Source organism: Oceanobacter sp. ABM4_470, assembly GCF_056158645.1.
The window spans coordinates 2,021,128-2,046,272 of the sequence record NZ_JBSWTR010000001.1 but is presented as its reverse complement, the minus strand read 5'-3'; the positions used below and the strand labels follow the sequence as shown (position 1 = coordinate 2,046,272).

At 53.1% G+C, this 25,145-nt stretch carries 21 protein-coding genes and 3 tRNA genes; 16 read left to right on the top strand and 8 right to left on the bottom strand.

Translation table 11 applies throughout. The features are described from left to right. Positions 1-15 precede the first annotated feature (15 nt). The 7 genes from cmk (at position 16) to ACXADJ_RS08855 (ending at position 6,457) form a co-directional block, all read left to right on the top strand. Positions 16-687 carry a (d)CMP kinase gene (gene cmk / locus ACXADJ_RS08885; RefSeq protein ID WP_475064903.1) on the top strand — a complete coding sequence of 224 codons (672 nt, stop codon included), beginning with the start codon at positions 16-18 and terminating at the stop codon, positions 685-687. Positions 688-841: 154 nt separating this feature from the next. After that, on the top strand, positions 842-2,527 hold the full coding sequence (rpsA, locus tag ACXADJ_RS08880) for a 30S ribosomal protein S1 (protein ID WP_475064902.1): 1,686 nt from the start codon (positions 842-844) through the stop codon (positions 2,525-2,527). A 223-nt stretch (positions 2,528-2,750) separates the two neighbouring features. Next, entirely contained in the window at positions 2,751-3,047 is a 297-nt protein-coding gene (ihfB, locus tag ACXADJ_RS08875) for an integration host factor subunit beta (protein ID WP_028292713.1), read from the top strand. A gap of 14 nt (positions 3,048-3,061) precedes the next feature. After that, positions 3,062-3,346: a LapA family protein gene (locus ACXADJ_RS08870; protein WP_028292712.1), complete on the top strand. Its 285-nt coding sequence runs from the start codon at positions 3,062-3,064 to the stop codon at positions 3,344-3,346. Positions 3,347-3,371: 25 nt separating this feature from the next. Further along, positions 3,372-4,556, top strand: coding sequence for a tetratricopeptide repeat protein (locus tag ACXADJ_RS08865; protein WP_475064899.1), 1,185 nt, complete (start codon positions 3,372-3,374; stop codon positions 4,554-4,556). Next, a complete protein-coding gene (gene pyrF, locus ACXADJ_RS08860) occupies positions 4,553-5,248 on the top strand; it encodes an orotidine-5'-phosphate decarboxylase (RefSeq protein ID WP_475064897.1) in 696 nt (231 codons plus the stop codon). Before ACXADJ_RS08865 ends, pyrF begins: the two co-directional genes overlap by 4 nt. 42 nt (positions 5,249-5,290) lie before the next feature. Then, positions 5,291-6,457, top strand: a complete 1,167-nt coding sequence (locus ACXADJ_RS08855) for a nucleotide sugar dehydrogenase (protein ID WP_475064895.1) — start codon at positions 5,291-5,293, stop codon at positions 6,455-6,457. Between the two features lie 195 nt (positions 6,458-6,652). Here the strand turns inward: ACXADJ_RS08855 and ACXADJ_RS08850 are convergent. From ACXADJ_RS08850 to purM, 6 genes are all read right to left on the bottom strand, one after another. After that, a tRNA-Asn gene (locus ACXADJ_RS08850) sits at positions 6,653-6,728 on the bottom strand. 63 nt (positions 6,729-6,791) lie between these two features. After that, positions 6,792-6,867 (bottom strand) — tRNA-Asn (locus tag ACXADJ_RS08845). A 165-nt stretch (positions 6,868-7,032) separates the two neighbouring features. Beyond that, positions 7,033-7,614: a dCTP deaminase gene (dcd, locus tag ACXADJ_RS08840; protein WP_028292708.1), complete on the bottom strand. Its 582-nt coding sequence runs from the start codon at positions 7,612-7,614 to the stop codon at positions 7,033-7,035. Positions 7,615-7,641: 27 nt separating this feature from the next. Continuing rightward, positions 7,642-8,403 (bottom strand): DUF3108 domain-containing protein, encoded by a 762-nt coding sequence (locus ACXADJ_RS08835; protein ID WP_475064892.1) that lies wholly within the window; start codon positions 8,401-8,403, stop codon positions 7,642-7,644. Positions 8,404-8,432: 29 nt separating this feature from the next. Next, a complete protein-coding gene (purN, locus tag ACXADJ_RS08830) occupies positions 8,433-9,101 on the bottom strand; it encodes a phosphoribosylglycinamide formyltransferase (protein ID WP_475064890.1) in 669 nt (222 codons plus the stop codon). Continuing rightward, entirely contained in the window at positions 9,098-10,150 is a 1,053-nt protein-coding gene (purM, locus tag ACXADJ_RS08825; protein WP_475064889.1) for a phosphoribosylformylglycinamidine cyclo-ligase, read from the bottom strand. The genes purN and purM overlap by 4 nt, the downstream gene beginning before the upstream one ends. Before the next feature lie 304 nt (positions 10,151-10,454). On the opposite strand from purM, the gene ACXADJ_RS08820 reads away from it, so the two are divergent. From ACXADJ_RS08820 to ACXADJ_RS08810, 3 genes are all read left to right on the top strand, one after another. Then, entirely contained in the window at positions 10,455-11,465 is a 1,011-nt protein-coding gene (locus tag ACXADJ_RS08820) for a DUF2066 domain-containing protein (RefSeq protein ID WP_475064887.1), read from the top strand. Between the two features lie 3 nt (positions 11,466-11,468). Beyond that, positions 11,469-12,170, top strand: coding sequence for a DnaA regulatory inactivator Hda (gene hda / locus ACXADJ_RS08815; RefSeq protein WP_028292703.1), 702 nt, complete (start codon positions 11,469-11,471; stop codon positions 12,168-12,170). Between the two features lie 86 nt (positions 12,171-12,256). Further along, positions 12,257-12,862, top strand: a complete 606-nt coding sequence (locus ACXADJ_RS08810; protein ID WP_475064884.1) for a hypothetical protein — start codon at positions 12,257-12,259, stop codon at positions 12,860-12,862. Between the two features lie 112 nt (positions 12,863-12,974). On the opposite strand, the gene ACXADJ_RS08805 is transcribed toward ACXADJ_RS08810, so the two are convergent. After that, positions 12,975-14,159: a pyridoxal phosphate-dependent aminotransferase gene (locus tag ACXADJ_RS08805; RefSeq protein WP_475068168.1), complete on the bottom strand. Its 1,185-nt coding sequence runs from the start codon at positions 14,157-14,159 to the stop codon at positions 12,975-12,977. Between the two features lie 135 nt (positions 14,160-14,294). On the opposite strand from ACXADJ_RS08805, the gene uvrB reads away from it, so the two are divergent. From uvrB to ACXADJ_RS08780, 5 genes are all read left to right on the top strand, one after another. Then, positions 14,295-16,328 (top strand): excinuclease ABC subunit UvrB, encoded by a 2,034-nt coding sequence (gene uvrB, locus ACXADJ_RS08800; protein WP_475064881.1) that lies wholly within the window; start codon positions 14,295-14,297, stop codon positions 16,326-16,328. Between the two features lie 207 nt (positions 16,329-16,535). Next, a tRNA-Val gene (locus ACXADJ_RS08795) sits at positions 16,536-16,612 on the top strand. A 555-nt stretch (positions 16,613-17,167) separates the two neighbouring features. After that, positions 17,168-17,488, top strand: a complete 321-nt coding sequence (locus ACXADJ_RS08790; RefSeq protein WP_475064879.1) for a type II toxin-antitoxin system RelE/ParE family toxin — start codon at positions 17,168-17,170, stop codon at positions 17,486-17,488. Between the two features lie 9 nt (positions 17,489-17,497). Further along, positions 17,498-17,803 carry a NadS family protein gene (nadS, locus tag ACXADJ_RS08785; protein WP_475064876.1) on the top strand — a complete coding sequence of 102 codons (306 nt, stop codon included), beginning with the start codon at positions 17,498-17,500 and terminating at the stop codon, positions 17,801-17,803. Positions 17,804-18,246: 443 nt separating this feature from the next. Further along, positions 18,247-21,117: an SNF2-related protein gene (locus ACXADJ_RS08780; protein WP_475064874.1), complete on the top strand. Its 2,871-nt coding sequence runs from the start codon at positions 18,247-18,249 to the stop codon at positions 21,115-21,117. A gap of 47 nt (positions 21,118-21,164) precedes the next feature. On the opposite strand, the gene ACXADJ_RS08775 is transcribed toward ACXADJ_RS08780, so the two are convergent. Further along, on the bottom strand, positions 21,165-21,398 hold the full coding sequence (locus tag ACXADJ_RS08775) for a hypothetical protein (protein WP_475064872.1): 234 nt from the start codon (positions 21,396-21,398) through the stop codon (positions 21,165-21,167). 339 nt (positions 21,399-21,737) lie between these two features. Between ACXADJ_RS08775 and ACXADJ_RS08770 the strand changes: the two genes are divergently transcribed. Beyond that, positions 21,738-25,136 carry a site-specific DNA-methyltransferase gene (locus ACXADJ_RS08770; protein ID WP_475064870.1) on the top strand — a complete coding sequence of 1,133 codons (3,399 nt, stop codon included), beginning with the start codon at positions 21,738-21,740 and terminating at the stop codon, positions 25,134-25,136. Positions 25,137-25,145: the final 9 nt, after the last annotated feature.

Sequence of the window (25,145 nt, the reverse complement as noted above, 5' to 3'; positions counted from 1 at the left end):
ACAGGAGTAAAGGACATGGCCGCTGTAATCACCATTGATGGACCATCCGGCGCAGGCAAGGGCACAGTGTGTGCCCGCCTGGCAGAGCAACTGCAATGGCACCTGCTGGACAGCGGTGCCTTGTATCGCATTACCGGTCTGGCGGCCGATCGCAAGGGCATTGCCCTGGATGATGAGCCAAACGTCAGTGCGGTGGCGGCCAATCTGGACGTACGCTTTGTGCCAACTCCACAGGGCGTGGAAGTGATTCTGGAAGGCGAAGACGTGACCACCACGATTCGTACCGAAGAAGTCGGCAGTCTGGCGTCGCAGGTGGCTGCGCTGCCAGCGGTGCGTGAAGCGTTGCTGCAACGTCAGCGTGATTTCCGCACACATCCCGGGTTAATTGCCGATGGCCGTGACATGGGCACGGTGGTTTTCACCGATGCCAACGTCAAGGTTTTCCTGACCGCAAGCGCAGAGGAACGCGGCCAGCGCCGCTTCAAACAGTTGCTTGACAAGGGAATAGATGCTAGTTTACCCGCCCTTATCGAAGACATCCGAGCTCGCGATGAGCGTGACAGCAACCGTGCTGTGGCTCCGTTGAGACCTGCTGAAGACGCCCAAGTTATTGATAGTACTGAACTTTCAATCGACGAAGTGTGTGAACAGGTGGTCGAACTTGTTCGCAAAGCAGGACTGATCTGAGATGAAATTAACTGCGTTTGCCAGCCTCCTGCCGTAAGGAGCCCGAAGCGCAGTGAATTTTTTGTCTGACTAACCCCAAATGTCTGGCCATTTGGAAAGCGTCGCTATCCGCCCAATCCTTTAGCGGATACACGCACACTTATAGGTGTTATTCATGAGCGAAAGCTTTGCTGATCTGTTTGAAGAATCCTTGAAAGAACTGGACATGCAGCCAGGTTCTATCGTTACCGGTACCGTTGTTGACATCGACAGCGACTGGGTGACTGTGAACTCCGGCCTGAAGTCCGAAGCTGTTATTCCGCGCAGCCAGTTCCTGAACGAAAAAGGCGAACTGGAAGTTGCAATCGGTGATGAAACCCAGGTTTCCCTGGAAGCGGTTGAAGATGGTTTCGGTGAAACCAAACTGTCCCGTGAAAAAGCCAAGCGTGCTGAAAGCTGGAAAGAGCTGGAAAAAGCCTTCGAAGCTGAAGAACTGGTTACCGGTATCATCAACGGTAAGGTTAAGGGTGGTTTCACCGTTGATCTGAAAAATATCCGTGCCTTCCTGCCAGGTTCCCTGGTTGACGTACGTCCAGTACGTGACACCGCTCACCTGGAAGGTAAAGAGCTGGAATTCAAGGTTATCAAGCTGGACGCCAAGCGTAACAACGTTGTTGTTTCCCGTCGTGCTGTTCTGGAAGCTGCTAACTCCCAGGAACGTGAAGAGCTGCTGGCTAACCTGCAAGAAGGTCAGTCTGTTAAGGGTATCGTCAAGAACCTGACCGACTACGGCGCGTTCGTAGATCTGGGCGGTGTTGACGGCCTGCTGCACATCACTGACATGGCTTGGAAGCGCATCAAGCACCCATCTGAAATCGTTGCCGTTGGTGACGAGATCGACGTTAAGGTTCTGAAGTTCGACCGTGAGCGCAACCGCGTTTCTCTGGGTCTGAAGCAGCTGGGCGACGATCCATGGGTAAGCATCAACGATCGTTACCCAGAGAATGCCATTGTTAAGGCTCGCGTAACCAACCTGACTGACTACGGCTGCTTCGCTGAGCTGGAAGAAGGTGTTGAAGGTCTGGTTCACGTATCCGAAATGGATTGGACCAACAAGAACATCCACCCATCCAAGGTTGTTCAGGTTGGCGACGAGATCGACGTAATGGTTCTGGATATCGACGAAGAGCGTCGTCGTATCTCCCTGGGTATCAAGCAGTGCACCATGAACCCATGGGAAGCTTTCGGCACCCAGTTCAACAAGGGCGACAAGATCTCCGGTAAGATCAAGTCTATCACTGACTTCGGTATCTTCATCGGTCTGGACGGCGGCATCGACGGTCTGGTTCACCTGTCTGACATTTCCTGGAACGACAGCGGCGAAGAAGCCGTTCGTAACTACAAGAAAGGCGACGAACTGGAAACTGTTATCCTGTCTATCGATCCAGAGCGTGAGCGTATCTCCCTGGGCGTGAAGCAGCTGGAAAGCGATCCGTTCAACGACTACGTTGCTGAAAACGACAAGGGCGCCATCGTTACTGGTAAGGTTATCTCTGTAGATGCCAAAGCCGCTATCGTTGAAGTTGCTCCAGGCGTTGAAGCTGTACTGAAAGCGTCTGAAATCAGCCGTGACAAAGTAGAAGACGCTCGTGCCGTTCTGAACGAAGGCGACGAAGTTGAAGCTGCTATCACTCTGGTTGACCGCAAGAACCGCGCTCTGAACATCTCTGTTCGTGCCAAGGATTCTGCTGAAGACCGTCAGGCTCTGAAAGATGTTCGTGCTAAAGCAGAAGCTGAAACTGCTGCTGGCCCGACCACCATCGGTGACCTGATCAAGGAACAACTGGGTCAGAAAGACTAAGTTGTAGCCTGATAAAAAACCCGCTTCGGCGGGTTTTTTTATGCCTGCGGTTTGGTGCTTGCTGATGAAACACAGGTTACAAACCGGCTGCAGATGTGACTTATTGAGAAACTTTTATGACCGAACTGCTCAATTGATGATCCAAGGTTGCAATTAGCGCAAGCTAACTGCATGATTTAACGACAATTTATCGTCAGGCAGTCACCTCACGGAGGAATGTGCTGTGACCAAGTCGGAACTGATTGAGCGTATCGTTACAAGACAACCCCAGTTGTCGCCCAAAGATGTTGAGCTGGCTGTGAAAACCATGCTGGATTATATGTCGTTGTCGCTGTCTTCCGGAGAGCGCATCGAGATCCGTGGGTTTGGCAGTTTTTCACTGCATTACCGGGCTCCACGCAAGGGACGTAACCCGAAAACGGGCGAAGCAGTGGAGTTGAAGGGCAAGTTTGTCCCGCACTTCAAGCCTGGCAAGGATTTGCGTGACCAGGTGAATGACGCCTTGCAGGAATCTGCCTGAGTTCAGGATCTATTATGCTCAAGAAACTGAGGATCATCCTTAGCATCATCTCGTTCGCGTTGGTGTTCGTGTACTGTATTGCCTTTGCAGTGCAGAACAGCACGTTAACCGCGGTCTACTTTTTGACAGGCTCTGCTGTCGAATTGCCTTTGGCGTTGTGGTTCGGGTTGGTATTGGCCTTTGGCTGTATGGTCGGAATTCTGGTGGCGAGTTATTCTATTGCCACAAAAAAACGTCAGATCAAACGTTTGCAAAAGCAACTCGACAGCACCGAGGAGCGGCTGAGCCGCTTGCCGTAGGCGCCTTACCATTGGTCCCCTTGCTATGATTGAATCTTTGCTTGTCTTCCTTTTGGTGTTGACGGGCACGGCAGCTGGCTGGTTTCTGGGTCGACGTTCGGCCAAGTCCGCCACCGCCAGGCAATCTCCCGACTGGATTCCCAGTGTCGAACTTATTTTTTCGCAAAACTCCGACGTCGCTCTGAAGCGACTGGTCAGCGCTCAATCCCTCGATGACGACATGGTCGAAATCTTCCTCAAGCTGGGCAAAAGCCTGCGTGAGAAAGGCGAAGTCGAACGCGCCATTCACTTGCATCAAAACCTCTTTGCCCGTACCGATCTGAACAAACAGGTTCTGCAAGAACTGGAGCTGGAGTTGGCACTGGATTATTCCGCTGCTGGCTTGCACGATCGTGCCGAGCGCCTGTTGATCGAACTGTTGGCCAGTAAGGGAAAAGTGCAGGAGAAAGCCGCCATTACCCTGTTGCAGATCATGGAAGAAGAGGGTGAGTGGCAGAATATTCTCGAATTGAGCCAGCAGAAAAAGTTTCCCTCTCAAGCGGCCATTCAAAAGCGTATTGCCCATGCTGCTTGTGAGCTTGCTGTGCGCAGCAGTGCGCGTGGCGACTACATTGAAACCCGCCAGTTGTGCCGTCAGGCACTGAAAGCCGATTCCCGCTGTGCTCGGGCCTACGTGGTGCTGGGGGATATGGCGTTTCATCAGCATGAGTTCAACGAGGCTATTCGTTGCTATCTGAAGGCGCTGGATCTGGATTCGGGCAGCATTATTGCCCTGCTGGATTCGCTGGTTGAATCGTTTCGCCAGTTGGAGGATTTACAGGGGTTGCTGGCGCACTTGCAGCGTCACGACGTTGCGCTGGAATACGTACCGGCACTGGTCGCCAAGGCGGAAGCGCTGGCCTCGGAAAAAGACACCGACACCGCGTTGCAAACCTTTATTGAAGACCTCGAAGCCCATCCTTCTTATTCAGGTTATGTGGCCATGCTGGGGTTGATTTTGACCTTTCAGCGGCAGCTCACTGAGTCGCAGGCTCAGGGGGTCTATGGTATGCTCCAGCGCATCAGGGCCGAGGAACCTGCCTATGTCTGTGGGCACTGCGGCTTCAAGGCCAGGCAGTTCCACTGGCGTTGCCCCAGTTGTTCTGACTGGGCCAGTCTGAAAGCACTTACCTCGGCGCGCCCATCTACCATTGCGTTTGAAGATTTATGACCACACTGTCTCCGATTGTTGTAGCCCTCGATTACCCTTCTATTGATGGCGCCATGAACATGGCCCGTTCTCTTGATCCGTCGCGCTGCCGCGTCAAGGTTGGCAAGGAGCTGTATACCGCTTCTGGCCCGGCCATTCTGGAACAGCTGCATGGTCTTGGCTTTGACGTCTTCCTCGATCTGAAATTTCACGATATCCCGAACACCTGCGCCAAGGCTGTCGGTGTGGCTGCAGACCTGGGTGTCTGGATGGTCAATGTGCATGCCAGTGGCGGTCGCAAGATGATGGAAACTGCTCGTAATGAGCTGGAAAAGAAGCGTCATCAGCCGCTGCTGATTGGTGTGACGGTACTGACCTCCATGGACCAGTCCGATATGGCGGAAATGGGCCTTGATGTGACGCCAGCTCAGCAAGTGGAGCGTTTGGCGAAGCTGGCTCAATCTTCGGGTTTGGATGGCGTGGTATGTTCCGCCAACGAGATCGATATTATTCGTTCTGGCTGTGGTGCTGACTTTAAAACCGTGACGCCAGGCATTCGTCCTGAATGGGCTGCTGCCCAGGATCAGAAGCGCATTATGACGCCGGAAGCGGCCGTTGCCGCGGGTGTGGACTACATGGTGATTGGCCGTCCGATCACGCAAGCTGACGACCCGGCTGCCGCGTGTGAGTTGATCTTGTCCAGTTTGGCTTGATCCTCACCTCCAGGAATTCGTACTACAGACAGGAAATTCGAGATGAAAATTGCCGTAGCAGGGACTGGTTACGTTGGTTTGTCCAATGCCGTTTTGCTGGCCCAGCATAATGAAGTTGTGGCACTGGACATTGTTCCCGAGAAAGTCGACATGCTTAACCGTCGGCAGTCGCCTATTGTTGATGCGGAGATTGAAGACTACTTTGCTAACCATGAGCTGAACCTGACGGCCACGCTTGATAAAGAGTTGGCGTATCAGGGCGCTGAGTTCGTGGTGATTGCTACGCCAACGGATTACGACACCCAGAATAACTATTTCAATACTCGTTCAGTTGAAGCGGTAATCCGCGATGTAGTGGCAATTAATCCGGATGCCGTGATGGTCATCAAATCCACCATTCCGGTGGGTTACACCAAGCGCATCAAGGAAGAGCTGGGTACCGACAACATCATCTTCTCACCGGAGTTTCTGCGTGAAGGCAAGGCGTTGTACGACAACCTGTATCCGTCACGGGTAATCATTGGTGAGCGCAGCGAGCGAGCAGAGCGCTTTGCTGCTTTGCTGAAAGAAGGTGCCATTAAGAAAGACGTAGAGACCCTGTTTACCGATTCCACCGAAGCAGAAGCGGTCAAGCTGTTCTCGAACACCTATCTGGCCATGCGTGTGGCCTACTTTAACGAGCTGGACACCTATGCCCAGACTCACGGTCTGGATACTCGTCAGATCATTCAGGGTGTGGGTCTTGATCCGCGCATTGGCGATCATTACAACAACCCGTCGTTTGGTTATGGCGGTTATTGTCTGCCGAAAGACACCAAGCAGTTGTTGGCCAACTTCAATGAAGTACCGAATAACCTGATTCGTGCCATTGTGGATTCCAACAGTACGCGTAAGGACTTTATTGCCGATAGCGTGATTGCCCGTCAGCCAAAAGTGGTGGGTATCTATCGTCTGGTGATGAAATCCGGTTCCGATAACTTCCGTGCCTCGGCGATTCAGGGTGTGATGAAACGCATCAAGGCCAAGGGTATTGAAGTGGTGGTGTACGAGCCGGTAATGGAAGAAGACGAGTTCTTCAGTTCTCGTGTGATCAAGGATTTGGAAGAGTTCAAGAAGCTCTCGGACGTTATTATCGCTAACCGCGTCAACGACGATATCCGCGATGTTCAGGACAAGATCTATACTCGCGACCTGTTCGGCAGCGATTGATCTCTGATTACCCATAAGGCCCGCTCTGGTTATTCCGGTGCGGGCTTTTTTTGTACCTGCGCTGTGGCTTTAAACCTGGAGGGTGTAGGTCTGCAAGAGCACGATGAATAGCAAAATTAACCCAATTGAAATTGATCAGGCAGCTAGTTCGAAACGTGATTTTAGAAGATGCTTCTCAGAACAGAGAAAAAAGAATGGCTCCCCGAGCTGGACTTGAACCAGCGACCAATAGATTAACAGTCTACTGCTCTACCGACTGAGCTATCGGGGAACACACATCAGGACGAATCCTGAATTGATTGTTCGGAAAGATCCGAACCAAAGATTTACTTGCTGGCTCCCCGAGCTGGACTTGAACCAGCGACCAATAGATTAACAGTCTACTGCTCTACCGACTGAGCTATCGGGGAACATCATTAGCAAGTGGTGCGCATTATACGGCTGCGGATTTCGCTGTCAACGCCTTTGGCCGAGTTTTTTTCAAAAAAATTAATGCTTTCAGTAAGTTAGCGGGTGTTCAATGCATTTGCACGGAGCACCCACCGGATTCGAGCAGGGTTTTGGTTGTTTTCTGATCAGTCTTTGGCGATGCGACTGAACACCGCACCCTTTTGGCCCTTGTACTTGGCGTTAACGCGTTTGTTGTATGGGCGAGCCGCCGGGCTGCTGAGGGTTTCAAACGACAGTGCACAAATCGACATGCCCGGGCGCAGTGCCAGTGGCAGTTTGCCGTTGTTGTAAAACTCCAGCACGATCTGGCCGTCCCAGCCCGGATCAATACGGCCAGCGGTCAGGTGAACCACCAGACCCAGTCGGGCCAGTGAGCTACGGCCATCCAGCCAGCCAACCAGGTCGTCGGGAATGGTAACGGATTCCATGGTCGCACCAAGAACCAGTTCACCCGGGTGGATGTACAGGGCGTCGTTTTCGGCAATCTCGATTTCCTTGCTCATGATGCGATCAATGTCGCGCTCAAGCTGGGCTTTTTCGCCGGAAAGGTCGAGATGGGTTGCTGAGTTGTTGCTGAACACCCGGAAGCGATGATCAAGGCGCAGGTCGACGCTGATGCCTGCAATGGAGTCTGGGCCAGGAGCAGGCTCAATGGCGATGGAGCCCTGTTCCAGGCGGTGTTCGATGTCGACGTCGCTGAGTCGCATGGGTGTCTTCCAGAAAACGCGTGAGCGTCAGAGGGTAGTGCTCACTAGATCAATTTGATAGCGCTTTTTGCCTTTTTTACGATCAACCAGGCGGACTAACAAGTAGTCCTTGTCTTTGGCTACCCAGGCCACGATTTCCCGGTTGTCGCTGCGCTTTTGTTTCAGCTTGAGGGTATCAAGCTTGCCAATTTGGGTGTTCAGCTGTTCTTCGGCCACAATTTCAAAGGTGTACTGCTTTACCCGGTGCTTTTCAAATACCGGGTAGTCGAGTGCCCGTTTGCCATTGGCCAAATCAATGCTGATTTGCTGCATATAGCTCAGCTTGTCTTGCAGGTCGTCCTGCCACTTATCTGCAAAGGAGCGTCCCTTCTTCTGATCCAGAACCGTGCGCTGGTCGTAATCAAACAACAGGCGTTGATCGTCTTCCTGAATCAGTCCGCTGGCGTCGTAGGTGTACTTCAGCGGATGAATCTGGCCATCTTCCAGTTGGAAGTGGGTGGTTTCCCGAATGCTGCCAGCTGAGGCTTCGGCCTCAAATACCATCAACCAGCTGCCATCGTTTTCCTGCTTGAGCGTGCGCTCGGCATCGATGTCGAAGCTGAACCAGCCAAAATCGTATTCACTGCTGTAACGCGCGGAGTACGGCTGCAATTGAAACGACGACTTGGCGTCTGCGTAATTGGCAGGGGCCGGGATGGATGAAGGCGGTTGGGAAGGGGCAGCTTCGTCAGCAAACACTGAAGAAGCTGCAACAATCAGACTACAGGCCAGGGGGGCAATTATTCTCACAGCAATCCTCTCTGTGATGGGGTTTGTAATTACTGGTCTGTCAGTTTGAGTCCGAATTGTGGAATTGGTTTACCGTCAATGGTTGCGCCGTCGCTATTCATGCCCAAGCGGCCCTGAATGAACCATTTCACCACGATCGGGTACAGAATATGTTCCTGTTTCTGTACCTTTCCTTTGAGGCTGTCGGCGCTGTCATCGGCTGTTACAGGCACAATGGCTTGAGCGATGACTGGGCCGCCGTCCAATTCTTCGGTAACAAAGTGAACCGATACGCCGTGTTCGCTATCGCCAGCATCAATAGCACGTTGATGAGTATTCAGGCCCTGATACTTCGGCAGCAGGGACGGGTGAATATTGATCATGCGGCCATGGTAGTGGCGGGTAAATTCCGGCGTCAGAATGCGCATAAAGCCAGCCAGTACCACCAGGTCCGGGGCGAAGTCGTCGATGGCGCGCATCAGTGCAACATCGAATTCTTCACGGCTATCGAACGCCTTGTGGTCGACCAATTCAACAGGAATATCACGATCCCGTGCGTACTGCATGCCGGGCGCGTCCGGACGGTTGCAGATAACACCTGCAACCATGGCGTCCATTGCGCCGTCTTTCACCGCATCGGCAATGGCAACCATGTTGCTGCCAGTGCCGGAGATCAGAATCACAATACGCGGAAGATCCAGCGCGCCATCGGTCATCATACGGTGCGGTTACCTGTGAACTCGACTGCCGCTTCGTCAGCGGTTTTTTCAGTGATTTCACCAATCAGCCAGGCTTGTTCACCTTCGGCGTTCAGCAGGGCAATGGCCTGGTCAGCCTTGTCTTCTGGCAGAGCGATGATCATGCCAACGCCACAGTTGAAGGTGCGGAACATTTCGGCAGTTTCAACGTTGCCGGCTTTCTGCAGCCATTCAAATACGGCAGGCCAGCGCCAGCTGTTGGTGTCGATTACAGCCTTGCAGTTTTCTGGCAGTACGCGAGGAATGTTTTCCTGGAAGCCACCACCGGTGATGTGGGACAGGGCGTGAACGTCAGAGGCGTTGATCAGTTGCAGAACTGGCTTAACGTAGATCTTGGTTGGTGCCATCAGGGCATCAGCCAGAGGTACGCCATCAACGTCTTCGTTCAGGTCGGCATTGGATACTTCCAGAATCTTGCGAACCAGGGAGTAACCGTTGGAGTGTGGACCGCTGGATGCCAGAGCAATCAGCTTGTCACCAGCCTGTACCTTGGTGCCGTCGATGATGTCGGCTTTCTCAACGATGCCCACACAGAAACCGGCCAGATCGTAATCTTCGCCTTCGTACATGCCTGGCATTTCGGCGGTTTCACCGCCAACCAGAGCAGCACCTGCTTGTTCACAGCCTTCGCCGATGCCGGAAACCACGGCAGCAGCAACGTCTACGTTCAGGTGACCTGTGGCGTAGTAGTCGAGGAAGAACAGTGGCTCAGCGCCAGCAACAACCAGGTCGTTCACGCACATGGCGACCAGGTCGATACCAATGCTGTCGTGCTTGGCCAGATCCATCGCCAGACGCAGCTTGGTGCCAACACCGTCGGTGCCGGAAACCAGTACCGGTTGGTGGTAACCTTGCGGCAGCTCGAACAGGGCGCCAAAACCACCCAGGCCGGCCATAACTTCAGGGCGGCGGGTACGTTTGGCAACGTCCTTGATTCGGTCTACCAGTGCATTGCCTGCGTCGATATCAACGCCTGCGTCTTTATAACTAAGGGATTTGGATTCAGACATGCTCATTCACATGGAGGGCTACAAATTTAGCGGCGTATTCTAGCGATTTGTCGGGTCAACTTCACCCGCTGTGGCAAAAAAAGGCGAATTATTCCGCCACAAGTTCAGCGGAATTCACAAATTGAGGCAGGTTAGGGTGGGTGACTTGGGCAAGTGGCAAGGGCGTGGCACAATAGCGCCCCGAATTCGACCCGGTCACCATTCTGTGGGTGAGGTGAGCCACAACTGCCGATTGGTTAACAGAGGGTGGTTGATGAAATGGCGCCCGGATTCGACTGTTTCAGGATGACACAAGGTGATCTTAGTGCGATCAGTGCTTTTGAGTGTGTGTGTATGGCTGCTGACCCTGGGGTCGGCGCAAGCTGTTGTTGTTGATGATTTATATGAAGTGGGTGTGGTGGTGCCGGACCGTACACCTGCTGCTCGAATGGACGCGCTGCCGCTAGCCATGCAGCAAGTGATTGGCCGGGTATCGGGTAAAGTAATTGACCCCGGTTTCAGCGCAGACGAGATTTCCCGGGTGTATCTGGAAGGCTTTGGTTACCAGTCGCTCGACGATGGTGAGCAAGGACTTGAATTGAATGCTCGTTTCCGCCGAACCCAAATTAATGAGTGGTTGGCCAGTCAGCAGCTGCCTGTGTGGGGCGACCATCGTCCTCAGGTGCTGGTTTGGTTGGGTGTGGTGACTGATTCCGGCCGAATCGCGCTGGATGAATCGAGTGCCGCAGAACACCATGCCGACGACGCCTTTGAATCCTACGGCTTGCCGGTTGTCTTTCCGGTCGGTGATCTTGAAGACAGTCTGGCGCTGCCGGTTGGTCGGCTGTTTGGTATGTTCCGCTCTGATATCAAAGCCGCTTCCGAGCGCTACGACACGCCCGCTGTGGTTGCTGCCCGGGTGATGCCGTTTGCGGATTACTGGCGAGTGGATGGTTACCTCACCTACGGCAACGATTCCGTCAGCATTTCCGAGCGGGCAGAAACTCCGGAGCAAGGCGCGGATGTGCTGGCCGCTGCGGTCGCTGCATACTTCTCCGGGCGCTTTGGGGTGGTGGCGAATCTGGATGCGGTGCCGGGTGATGCTCAAACCATGTCAGTAGCAGGCGTAGCGGACTACAGTGACTATCAACAGCTGTTGCGCCTGGTAGGCTCTGTATCCGGTGTGTCGGACGTGGCGGTGACAGCTGTTCAGGACGACGTGCTGACCCTGGCTGTTAGCCTCAAGGCCGATTGGCAACAGGTGCTGGCCAACATTGTGCTGGACCGACGCATTCGCAAGGATGCAGACACTGGTGAATTGATCTGGAATCCCTGAATCATGGCGACGCAGCATCCTCAACTAACCCTTTCTGTCAGTGTTCGGGATGATGCCCGAATCGCCAACTTCTACGCTGGTCCCAACGAGGAATTGATTCAGGCGTTGCAGCGTCAGTGGACCACCTCAGGCGATGCCTACCTGTTTATTTGGGGTGAGCCAGGCAGCGGCCGCAGTCACTTGTTGCAGGCCGCCTGCCACTATGCCGATGGCCTGGGTCATCGCAGTGTGTTCTTACCACTGAAAGAGCTGAAGGATTACGGCCCGGATGTGCTGGATTCGATGGAGCAATACCCTCTGGTGGTGCTGGATGACCTCGATTCAGTGCTGGGTGACGATGCCTGGGAATTGGCGTTGTTTCACCTGTTCAATCGGGTGCAGGACAACGACGGCCATCTGATCATTGCTGCTCAGGATTCTCCGCAAACCATTCATCTACGGCTGCCGGACTTGAAGTCCCGCTTGCAGTGGGGGGTGACCTACCACTTGCAGTCTCTTCATCCGGAAGAGCGGGCACTGGCGCTGGTATTGCGTGCACGACAGCGTGGCATTGTACTGGCTGAGGATGTGGCGCGTTTTATCGTCTCCCGAGGGCCGGAAGCGATGGAAGGGCTGTCGGATATTCTCGATGTGCTGGATGCGGCTTCGCTCAGTCAAAAGCGCAAATTGACCATTCCGTTCGTGAAGGAAGAAATGGACTGGTAGGCTCCGCGTTGCTTGCGGTACAGTTTTGCCAAAGAAACCGCCCACTGTTCTTGTTGGGCGCCTAACGTCAGGGAATCCCGTCAGGAATGAACAAATTCAACTGGTTTGGTGTGGCTGCCTGTTTGGCGATCAGTGGTTGCAGTGGCAATAGCTACATTCCAATGACGCAAGAGCTGCGTCAGCAAGAGCAACTGACCATCAGCGAACTCAAGTCCCTGCAGTACTTTATTTGCCCTGGTTTAAGCATTCATTTCCACGACACAATTGACGACAGTCTGGTTGAGAAGGGCGTCCTTATTCAGCGGGATGGCCATCGCGACGTGCGTGTAGCGCTGGAAAACTGGGCGCCTGCAGTGGGGTTGCACGCAACCGATAATCTGGTGGCGGTGAGCCTGGAGCGCGGATTGGCACTGCCGTTTGGTGTCGATGAAGGCGCGACACAGGGCGATTATGAAATCCTGGGCCGTATGAACGGCGAGGGTTTCGAGGTTTATTACGACGGTAATTGGTACGAAGTTCAGCCACGCGATGCCGTTGAATGTAACGAGCAGCTGTATCGTTACCCTCAACTCTGGGTTGATACCCAAGCCCTCAAGGCCATTGTGGATGAGCGCCGTAAGCTCGATGGTCGATATGTCGACGAGTATGTTGGCAAGGAAGAGCGAGAGGCCAGCAAGTACAAGAAGAAATAGGGTGGGGTGCCGAAGTAGCGGCTGCGCAGTCTTTTCCTTGAGGCCTGTTCAAGGCCAATAAAAAACCCGCCGAAGCGGGTTTTTACTTAATGCCTGAGGCTCGCTTACTGGATCAGCCCAATGCTTTCTTCAGGCGAGCAATCGCGTCTTCCAGTTTTTCCATGCTGGTCGCGAACGACAGACGCATAAAGCCCGGAGAGCCAAACGCAGAACCTGGCACCATGGCCACGCCAACGTCATTCAGGATCTTCTCGGCAAATTCCACATCGCTGTCGATGCCTGCGGCTTCCATAGCACCCTTGAAGCTAGGGAATGCGTAGAAAGCGCCGTCGCCAGTGATGCACTCAACGCCTGGCAGTTCGTTCAGGGCAGCGATCAGATAATCGTGACGCTTCTTGAACTCAACCAGCATTGGCTCGATGCAATCGTGGCCGCCGTTCAGTGCTGCTTCCGCCGCTACCTGAGAAATAGACGTCGGGTTGGACGTGGACTGCGACTGAATCTTCTTCATCGCGCCGATCAGCTTGGCAGGACCAGCTGCGTAACCAATACGCCAGCCCGTCATGCTGAAGGCTTTGGAAACACCGTTCAGCACGATGGTGCGATCGTACAGCTCAGGGCACACATTCAGGATGTTGCAGAATTCGAACTCTGCCCACCAGATCAACTCATACATGTCGTCGGTGGCGATCATTGCCTGTGGGTGCTTCAGCAGGACGTCGGCCAGTGCCTTCAGCTCTTCCGGGCTGTAAGCCTGACCGGAAGGGTTGGATGGGCTGTTCAGAACCACCAGACGGGTTTTTTCAGTGATGGCGGCTTCCAGTTCAGCGGCAGTCATCTTGAAGCTGTTGTCCATGGAGGTTTCAACCACCACAGGCACACCTTCGCCCATCAGTACCATGTCCGGGTAAGACACCCAGTACGGGGCAGGGATGATGACTTCATCGCCCGGGTTCAGCAACGCCAGTGACAGGTTGAAGAAGCTCTGCTTGCCACCACAAGACACCAGGATCTGGTTTGGCTGGTAGTCCAGGTTGTTGTCGGTCTTGAACTTCTTGATAATGGCCTGTTTGAGGGACGGAGTGCCGTCAACTGCGGTGTATTTGGTGAAACCCGCGGTAATGGCATCCTGAGCAGCTTTCTTGATGTGCTCTGGGGTATCAAAGTCGGGCTCGCCGGCGCCAAGGCCAATAATGTCCTTACCTTCCGCACGCAATTCGGCAGCACGGTTGGTGACTGCCAGCGTTGGAGAGGGCTTGATCTGTTGGACGCGTTCAGACAGTTGCAGATCCAAAATGTATTCCTCAAAAACAGGCGGGAAAAAGAAATCGGGGCTTCAGGCAGCGCAAGGTGCAAATGCAGAATGATGTCTGCCCCGGAATTTTGTCAAACCGCGAAATGTTACTAAATTTACTGACATACTGGAATCCCTATGAGCAAGACTTTTGAGCTCAACTCCAAATATGCCCCGGCGGGCGACCAGCCCAACGCGATCAAAGGGCTTGTAAACGGCGTGAACGCCGGTTTGCTGAAGCAAACCCTGTTGGGGGTAACGGGTTCCGGTAAAACCTACACCATGGCCAACGTGATTCAGCAGTGCCAACGCCCTGCAATCATTATGGCCCACAATAAAACCCTCGCCGCGCAATTGTACGGAGAGTTCAAAGAGTTCTTTCCGAACAATGCGGTAGAGTACTTCGTTTCCTACTACGACTACTATCAGCCTGAAGCCTACGTACCAGCGTCGGATACTTTTATTGATAAAGACGCATCCGTGAACGAACACATCGAACAGATGCGGCTGTCGGCCACCAAAGCGCTGATGGAGCGTCGTGATGCCGTGATTGTGGCCACGGTATCGGCCATTTACGGCCTGGGTGACCCAGATTCGTACCTGAAAATGATGCTGCACCTGGTGCGTGGCGATCAGGTCGACCAACGAACGATTCTGCGCCGATTGGCCGAACTGCAGTACACCCGTAACGACATGGATTTTCACCGTGGCACCTACCGGGTGCGCGGCGAGATCATTGACGTGTTCCCGGCCGAAAGCGACGACGAAGCCGTGCGCATTGAGCTGTTCGACGACGAAGTGGAAAACATCTCCAGCTTCGACCCGCTGACTGGAGAGGTTTACAGCAAACTGGCCCGCGTCACCATCTACCCAAAAACCCACTACGTGACCCCGCGTCAACGCATTCTGGACGCCATCGACGGTATCAAGGTGGAACTGGACGAGCGGCTGACGTACTTCCGCGACAATAACCTGCTGGTGGAAGCGCAGCGACTGGAACAGCGCACCCGCTACGACATCGAAATGATGCAGGAACTGGGTTACTGCTCGGGTATTGAAAACTACTCCCGCTACTTGTCCGGACGGGAAGAAGGCGCGCCGCCACCAACCCTGTTTGACTACATCCCCAAAGACGCGCTGGTGTTCGTCGACGAATCCCACGTCACCATCCCGCAAATTGGCGGCATGTACCGCGGCGACCGCTCCCGTAAAGAGACGCTGGTGGAATTCGGCTTCCGCTTGCCATCGGCACTGGACAACCGTCCGATGCGCTTTGAAGAATGGGAATCCATCGTACCGCAGTGCGTGTTCGTATCTGCCACGCCGGGGCCATACGAAAAAGACCATCAGGACAACGTCGTTGAACAAGTCGTGCGCCCAACCGGTCTGGTTGACCCTGTGATTGAAGTGCGCCCAGCCACAGGCCAGGTGGACGACGTATTGCACGAACTGAACGAGCGAGTAGAAAAGGGCGAGCGGGTACTGATTACTGTACTGACCAAACGCATGGCCGAAGACCTCACGGATTTCCTTACCGAACAACAAATTCGGGTGCGCTATCTGCACTCCGACATCGATACCGTTGAGCGGGTCGAAATTATCCGTGACCTACGCTTGGGCGAGTTCGACGTACTGGTGGGTATTAACCTGCTGCGGGAAGGCCTGGATATTCCGGAAGTGTCGTTGGTAGCGATTTTCGATGCCGACAAAGAAGGCTTCCTGCGCTCCGAACGTTCACTGATCCAGACCATTGGCCGTGCCGCCCGAAACCTAAACGGTAAAGCCATTCTGTACGCCGACAACATCACCGACTCCATGCGCAAAGCCATGGACGAAACCGAACGCCGTCGCGCCAAACAGATCGCCTTTAACGAAGAAAACGGCATCACCCCGCAAGGCATCAAAAAATCCGTTGAAGACATTCTGGAAGCCGCGCCACCTCCGGGCAAACGCGGAAAAGGCGGCAAAACCCGTGGCAAGAAAGTGGCAGAGCAGGGCGCAGCCTACGGCGACACCGACTGGCGCACCATGCCAGCGGCACAACTGGCCAAGGAAGTTGCCAAAGTGGAAGACCAGATGTTCAAAGCCGCCCAGAACCTGGAATTTGAAACCGCCGCCAAACTGCGCGACCAACTGCATGAAATGAAAGAGCAGATGATCAGCAACAGCTAGCGGCTGTTGCTGCTGGTCCGCTGTCGGGGGCGCACTGCTTGGAGCCTGTGCAACCTCGGCGGTCATGCTTGCTTTCAGCAACGTAGGTTGGGCCCCGCCCAACACGTTTCATGCAGCTAAAACCCCGCCAACCCCTTCTTTTTGAAACAAAAAATTCAACAAAAGGCTTGCAAAGAAAAACCCCTTGGGTAGTATACGCAGCACTTCAGGACTATAGCTCAGTTGGTTAGAGCGCTACCTTGACATGGTAGAGGTCCCCAGTTCGAATCTGGGTAGTCCTACCAAGAATTTATGCTGTTAAATCAGCAACTTAGAAGCCGACTTAACCGTCGGCTTTTTTGTTTTTTCCGCCGGAAAACCCCCTGGTTTTGTAGATGGTGCCTTAATTGTGCCCGCTCTTCACAAAACAGGGTGCCGAAAACCGGATTTTCAAGTTGTACGTTATTTAGTCAAAATGACCTCTGCCTCAGTGCCTACGACGTCTCTTTAGGGCCTTGCCTGTCGTCGAACTTGCTCTCCGCTCACTCCGCCTGAAGCTCCTCTATAACCATAGGAAGGGTACAGCATAAAGGTGCCTTACTTCGTTGCGCGCCCTTGACACTGCATCTGGTTATTACTGGTTTTCGGGGTTTGAACCCTTCACATCGCTGATGCAATCTGCAGCGGCTTTGCGGGTGGCACTGGAGAGTCACGTCATTCCCCGCCATGCTGGAGTCGCAGTATTGACCAATTGCTTCCTGGGCATTCAACAGGGGAAGTTAAGCGAAAGCACTTTAATACAGCGGCTGGAAAACGGCTGGCTAGGCGTTTATGATGGGTACATTGTACACGGAGGCTGAGTGTTTACCTTTATCGAATTGGAAGGCTTCAGAAAGCGCAGGGCTGACTTGCTTCAGGATGATGAGTATCAGGAGCTGCAGCAAGCTCTGATTGTTAACCCTGAGTTGGGGCCCGTGATATCCGGAACCGGTGGCTTTCGTAAATTGCGGTGGTCCCGACCTGGTACGGGGAAAAGTGGTGGCGTTCGAGTTATTTATTACAACCGCTCTATGATCACAGGGCGTTTGTACCTGGCGATGATCTACGCCAAGAACGAAGCCGACAACATTACTACTGAACAAAAGCAGTTACTGAAAGCTGTCTCTGACAAGCTGAAGTGAGGGTATGAGATGAAAGACGAACTGTTTGCAGATTTGCTGGCCAGCGCTGAAGAAATGGTGGCCATTGAGAATGGGGGTAAAACTCCTGATCCTGACGCTGTGCATACCTACGACACTGTTGATGTGCGGGCGATCCGTGAGGCTACGGGCCGTAACCGGGATGAATTCGCGCTGTTGATTGGCACAAGTACAGAGACGGTTAAAAGCTGGGAAACCAAGCGTCGCAATCCTACTGGGCCAACCCAAAAGTTACTGCAACTGATCCAGCACAACCCGACTGCCATGACGGCAATCCTTGAACAGAAAAGCGCTTAAGGTTTGTTGGTTTCGGTATGGCCTGACCGCCTTTAAATGGTAGTGGTTGGGAGTGTTTTCCTAATTGAAACAGTAGGTGAGTTCAATCGGAAGGCTATTTGACATGGTAGAGGTCCCCAGTTCGAATCTTGGTAGCCCTACCACGAATTTATGCTTTTAAATCAGCAACTTAGAAGCCGGCTTAACCGTCGGCTTTTTTGTTTCTCCCGCCTGAAAACCCCTGGTTTTGTAGATGGTGCCTTAATTGTGCCTGCTCTTTACAAAACAGGGTGTGCAAACGGTTTATTGAATCGCTCTTTGGCCAATAGCCTCGGACTCTGTGTTTTGATCGTGAGTTAGCATAAGGCCATATAAGTTTTCCGGTTTTATTCTCATCAACGTCCGCTTGCATGACGTGTGCGTTAGGTCTCAAAATCAGGCCAATAGCACAACAAGGATTCGTCATGCCGTCTTCTTCTATCACTGATTATCACGCCAAGTACTTTGCCTATGAACTCACGCGTCAGCGTCGGGGAGGTGAGGTTGATCGTCTTGGTAGTTCTCTGTTCGATGCGTCTGTCGATCTCAACCCTCACCAGATTGATGCGGCCTTGTTCGCCTTGCAAAACCCTTTGGTTAAAGGAGTGGTGCTTGCCGACGAGGTTGGGCTTGGGAAAACCATCGAAGCCTCGTTGGTGATGGCACAGCTTTGGGCGGAAAGGCGGCGGCGAATCCTGGTGATTTGCCCTGCAGCACTGAGAAAGCAGTGGGCGACTGAACTGTATGAGAAGTTTCATTTACCAACCTGTGTTCTGGACAATAAGACATGGAAAGATCTGAGGAAAGACGGCGTCGCCAATCCATTTAACCGAGACGTCATATCCATCTTTTCCTACCAATTCGCCAAAAAAATGGAGAAGGATCTGCGGGCCATTCCCTGGGATCTGGTGGTGATCGATGAAGCGCACAAGCTTCGCAACGCCCACAACGAAAGTAATGTGATTGGTAATTGTATTCGTGAGACATTTGCTGGCTGTAAAAAACTGCTGCTCACTGCAACACCACTGCAGAACTCACTGATTGAGCTTTACGGCCTGTCGACCATCATTGACGAAAACCTGTTCGGTGATAAAGCCAGCTTCCGCCAGCAATACGTAAGAGACGTCGACCTACCGGGTTTGAAACGTCGTCTTGACGAGTTTGTACACCGAACCCTTCGCAAGGACGTTCTCGAATACGTGCCTTACACCGAGCGAAAAGCCCAAACCTATGAGTTTGAGCCGAGTGACGACGAAATGCGGCTGTACTATCTGGTATCTGCCTACCTGCAGCGTCAGGAAAGCTACGGTGTGCCTCATCAGCAGCGCCATTTGGTCACACTGGTGGTTCGTAAGCTGCTGGCATCTTCTACGGCAGCCGTCCGTAAAACACTGGATAGTCTGCTCAAACGCTTGAAAAAGCTGGACGAAACCAACAGCAGAACCCCTGATGAATGGCCAGCCGAGCTGTTCGACGACGACTTCGACGGTGAATGGCTGGAAGCGGCAGAAGAGCCGGAAACCTACGATGCAGCCAATCTGAACCTTGATATCGACAAGGATCAGCTTCGTGGCGAAATAGCGGAACTTGAGCAGTACCGGGAGCTGGCAGGCCGTATCCACGAAGACGGCAAGTCAGACGCTCTGTTAAAAGCGCTCGAAGCGGGTTTTGAAGAGATGTCAAAACTTGGTGCGGCTCGTAAGGCGGTGATTTTCACCGAGTCCGTGCGAACGCAAGAGTACCTGGCTTCCTACCTTGAACGTCATGGCTACAACGGCAAATTGGCCTTGTTCAGCGGTACCAACAAGACCCCTAATGCCAACACCATCTACCAGAACTGGCTTGATAAATACTCAGGCACAGACCGGGTGACCGGAAGCCGGGCAGTGGATGCTCGTACCGCCATCATTGATCACTTCCGATCCGATGCCGAAATCCTGATTGCCACCGAAGCCGCTGCCGAAGGTGTGAACTTGCAGTTTTGCAGCCTGGTGGTGAACTACGACATGCCCTGGAACCCACAACGAGTTGAGCAGCGAATTGGTCGTTGTCATCGTTATGGCCAAAAGCACGATGTGGTTGTAATCAACTTCCTCAACAAAAAGAACGAAGCCGATCGACGTGTACTGGAGCTGCTGACCGAAAAATTCCAGCTGTTCGATGGTTTGTTCGGAGCCTCTGACGACATCCTTGGGCAAATTGAATCCGGCCTGGATATCGAAAAGCAGATTGCCAGCATACTGAACGAATGCCGCGAACCGGCAGAAATCGAGGCCGGGTTTGCCAAGCTGCGTCAGCAATTGGAAGAAAGCATCACCCGCAAGATGAGCGAGACACGCGACAAGCTGTTCGAGCATTTCGATGCCAACATTCACGACAAGCTGAAAATCCGTCAGCAAGAAGCCATGCAGCAGCTTGATCAGATGAGCAAGCGGTTCTGGCAACTTACCCGTCACCAGCTGGCGGCGCAGGCAACGTTCAAGGACTCCGACCTCACCTTCACGTTGGAGCAAGCACCAGCTTCTGCGCAGGTTCCCACTGGGCTTTATCAGCTGGTGGGTAAAGACAAGCAACAAATCATCAAAGAGACCGCACACCGATACCGCCTTGGTCATCCGTTGGGGGAATGGGTGCTGGACTCTGCCCGTCGCCTTGAAACACCAGCACAGCATATTCACTTCGACCTGACAGGCTTCGATAAAAAGCTGTCTTCGTTGCAACCGTTTAGCAGTAAGTCCGGTTGGTTGGAACTGAACCAGCTGCACCTTTCCAGCTTTCAGGACGAAGAACATCTGGTATTCACCGCCATGACCGACGACGGTGAACTGTTGGACAGCGAACAATGCAAGGATCTGTTCCTGCTGGCGGCTTCCGTGTCCGGTGCGGACGATCAAGCCCCGGACAAACTGACAGAAACCGCCAAGCGTCAAATCGACGCCAAGCTCAGCAAGCTGCTGGACGAGAACAACGAATACTTCAAACGCGAACGGGACAAACTGGAAGAGTGGGCGGAAGACCAAAGCAAATCCGCTCTCGCGCAGCTGGAAAAGACCGGCGCAGATCTCAAGCAGGCCAAGAAGCTTTCCCGGCAGGCCGATACGCTGGAGGAGCAGAAACAGGCCCAGCTGGACATTAAAAAACTGGAGCAACTACGCCGCAAGCAGCGCCGCGAACGTGACGATATTGAAGACGCCATCGAAGAAAAGCGCGACGAACTGATCGACGCGCTGGAAGCCATGCTGCATAAGAAAAGCAGCAGCCAAAAGCTGTTTACCATTCGTTGGTCGATCGATTAACGCGAACAGATACAAAGCCCGGGCGGCAGCTCCGGGGCTTTGTTTTTTTACTGAATGTAATACATTGGTTCATCGTCTCCTTCGCGAAAGACAGCGTTTCCATTCCAGTGGCAAAAACCAATAGAGCCATACCCTTCACGGGCGATTTCAAAATTCATCAGCTGTACTTCATTGTCAGGCCAGACCAGAAAAAGTGGGGCACCATCGAATGTTCTGGCCAGGCCCTTTACAGTGTTCAGGTAGCCGACAACTTGATGATTTGAATTGAATAAAGTTTTCATAGAAACCTCCTTGGGTCTCAAAATTCACGGAGGCCTCTTACCCTAAACACAATCCAATCCCTTTTCTCAAGAAATTTTGAAGCCCTGATTGGCGGCGAATTTAAAGTGTCGTTTGTAGCCTGGTTGTACAGTCAACGACCACTTCACCAGCCTCATCTCACTAAACCTCCCCAGCCTTGCAACTCTGCTGGCAATCCCGTTACCCCTCCCGCAAAATACCGCCCATTTTCAAGTTCTGCCGCTTAATGCAGGCACAGGTGGATTCATCGTTGTACGGCCCTAGCGCCCATGCCATGGAATGCCTGTTGGCGGCAATTGCAGTATTTAAAGGGATCTCGTATGTCTGATAACCAAGCGCTCAGCTCCGACAGCACCCAGGTTCAAAAAGCCCACGAACGCCGCCAGAAATTCTCGGCCTTGTTGCGTGAAATGTTCCAACTTAATCAGCCGGAACTCGACTTTGGCCTGTACCGCATCATGCACGCCCGCAAGCGCGATATAGACCGCTTTATCGAACAGGATTTGCCGAATATTACCCGTCAGGCCTTTGCGGGTTTTGCCAGCAGTGACAAGGCCGAACTGCAAAAAGAGCTGGATAAAGCCATTGCTGGTGCTCAGGCGCTGGAAGTTGATCCGGATAGTTTACCCAAGGTGCAGCAACTGAAAGCTCAAATGGCCGACGGCTTTGATCTGGCTCGTGAAGAGGGCGAAGTCTATGACGCGCTGGTGACCTTCTTTAACCGCTACTACGACGAAGGCGACTTCCTGTCGCGCCGGGTCTACAAAAACGGCACCTACGCTATTCCGTATCAGGGTGAAGAAGTGGTGTTGCACTGGGCCAACAAAGACCAGTACTACATCAAAAGCAGTGAAACCCTGCGTGACTACAGCTTCCGCCTCAATCGTGACGATCAGGAACCGAATCCGAAGCGAGTGCATTTCAAGCTGGTGGACGCCAGCGCCGGTGCCCAGAACAACAATAAGGAAGCCGACAGCAGCAAGCGGGTGTTTATCCTCGATGCCGAACAGCCGTTCGAAATTATTCAGGGGGAACCCAACGCCCAGGGCAAACAGTTTAACGAGCTGCAACTACGCTTTGTGTTTCGCCCGGCCACCATGGACGACTGGCAAGCCAATAGCGCCACCCTGGCCGAACTGAAAAACGCCACTGCCGCCGCCAAGAAGAAGCCACCCGTTCAAGGCAGTCTGCTAACCGCTGCTGTTAATTGGCTGCTTGGTAGCGAGGGGGAGAGTGAAAGCGGTTTGCCCAATGAATGGAAAACTCTGCTGGCACAGCCCTATATCAAAGCCGACGGTAACCGCGCCGACTACAGCATGCTGCAAGGCCAGCTCAACAACTACACCAAGAAGAACAGCTTCGATTACTTTATCCATAAAGACCTCGGTGGCTTCCTGACCCGCGAGCTGGATTACTACATCAAAAACGAATTGCTCGACTGGGACGACCTGGCGGCGTTGAAGCACAACACCGCACGGCTGGCCCCAATGCTCAGCAAGATGGACGTGATTCGTACCTTGGGTGAAAAAATCATTGCCTTTCTGGCGCAGTTGGAAAACTTCCAGAAAAAGCTCTGGCTGAAGAAAAAATTCGTGACCGATACCCAATACTGCATCACGGTCGATCGGCTCGAACAACACACCGAACTGCTGGCTCAGGTATTTGAAAACGAAGCCCAACTGGCGGATTGGGAAAAGCTGTACGGTCTTGATTTGGAGCAGTTGGATACCGACCGTACAGCCCATGCCAAATGGCCAGATTTTCTTGCCATTCCCAAATACCGCTACCTGATGTTGGATACCCGCCATTTCGACAACCACTTCAAAGCCCAGTTGCTGGCCACCATTGAAGACCTCGACGACCAATGCGATGGCCTGCTGGTGCACTCCGAAAACTTTCAAGCCCTGAATCTGCTGCAAGAACGCTATAAAGAGCAGGTGAAATGCATCTATATCGACCCGCCGTATAACACGGGTGGGGATGGCTTTGTCTACAAGGATCAGTACCAGCACTCAAGCTGGGGTTCCGCTCTTCAGGACAGGTTAATACTGGGACGAGAACTGCTGTCGAGTGCCGATGGTAGTTGTTTCGTGAGCATTGATGACGGTGAACAGGCCTTGCTGCGTCAGGTTCTGGCTCAAGTGTTTGGTGACGATAACTTTGTCTCTAACGTGATTTGGCAAAAGAAATACGCACCTGCCAATGATGCCACCTGGCTGAGTGATGACCACGACTTTCTGTTGACTTATGCAAAGGACAAAAGTTTTTGGCGTCCGGGACGATTGGAGCGAAGTGACGAGCAAAATAAGTCTTATAAAAACCCGGACAAAGACCCGCGTGGTCGCTGGAAAGCAGACAACTACAAATGCAACAAGACCGCGGATGAACGCCCTAACTTGTATTACCCGATTACCAACCCAACTACAGGTAAAGAAATTTGGCCTAACCGGAATCGAGTTTGGGCATACAGCCAAGAAGGCCATTTAAAAAACGAAAAGGAAAATAAAGTTTGGTGGGGCTTGGATGGCACAAATGAGACTCCAGCCTACAAGCGTTTCCTGAGTGATGTTGGTGGAATGGTGCCAAGAACCATCTGGAAGTATGAGGATGTTGGTCATACTCAGGATGGCATTCGCCAGCTTCGGGATGTGTTGCCAGATACCTCCTTTACCAGTCCTAAAACAGTCGGCCTCGTTGAACGTGTTCAGAAGGTTGCCCAGTCGTCAGTGACTCTGGACTACTTCGCTGGCTCCGGCACCACTGGCCATGCGGTTATCAATCTGAATCGTGAAGATAGTGGCCAACGCAAATACCTGCTGGTGGAGATGGGCGATTATTTCGACACCGTCCTTAAGCCCCGTATTCAAAAAGTGGTGTACGCCGATAATTGGAAAGCCGGTGCCCCGGTCGCGGATTCCGAAGGTTCATTTAACGGTGTATCCCACTGCATTAAAACCATCCGCCTGGAAAGCTACGAAGACGCTTTGGGCAATCTGGGTGAGCGTCAGTTGTCGTCTGGCCAGCAAAGCCTGCTGGATAGCCCGGACGAGGCAGAGACTAATGCTGCCCGCCAGAGCTACATCATGAACTATATGCTGGAGGTCGAAACCCGTGGTTCGGCGTCTTTGCTCAATACTCAACGCTTCCTCGATCCAACCCAATATCAGCTGAACGTGCGCTCGGCCAGTGGCGACGAAACCAAACCCGTAAATATCGACCTGCTGGAAACCTTTAACTACCTGTTGGGCCTGACCGTATCGCATATCGCCGCGCCGATTTATTACGACGCTGAGTTTGTGCAGAAAGACGTCAGCGATACCGAAAAAGGCCGTTGGGAAGCCAAGGTCAAGCGCTCGGAGTCGGGTAAATGGTGGTTCCGCACCGTGTATGGCACCAATCGCAATGGCCAGTCGGTGCTGGTGGTATGGCGCAATATGCCGACTCTGCTGGAAGAGCAACAGGCTGGCCGAATCGAGAAAGGGCAGATTCTGGATAACGCGGTACTGGATGCGGTGCTGATTGAAAAGCTGGATGTGCGTTTAACCGCCAGTCAGGACGATGAAATTGACATCCTCTACGTTAACGGCGACCACAACATTGCCATTCCGAAAAGCCGCACTGGCGAACCCATGGTAGAAGCCCGTATTCAGCTGATTGAAGAGGCGTTCCACCGCCTGATGTTTGCTAATACCGATACTTCCATTACTGGTTTGCAGTGAGGACATGGT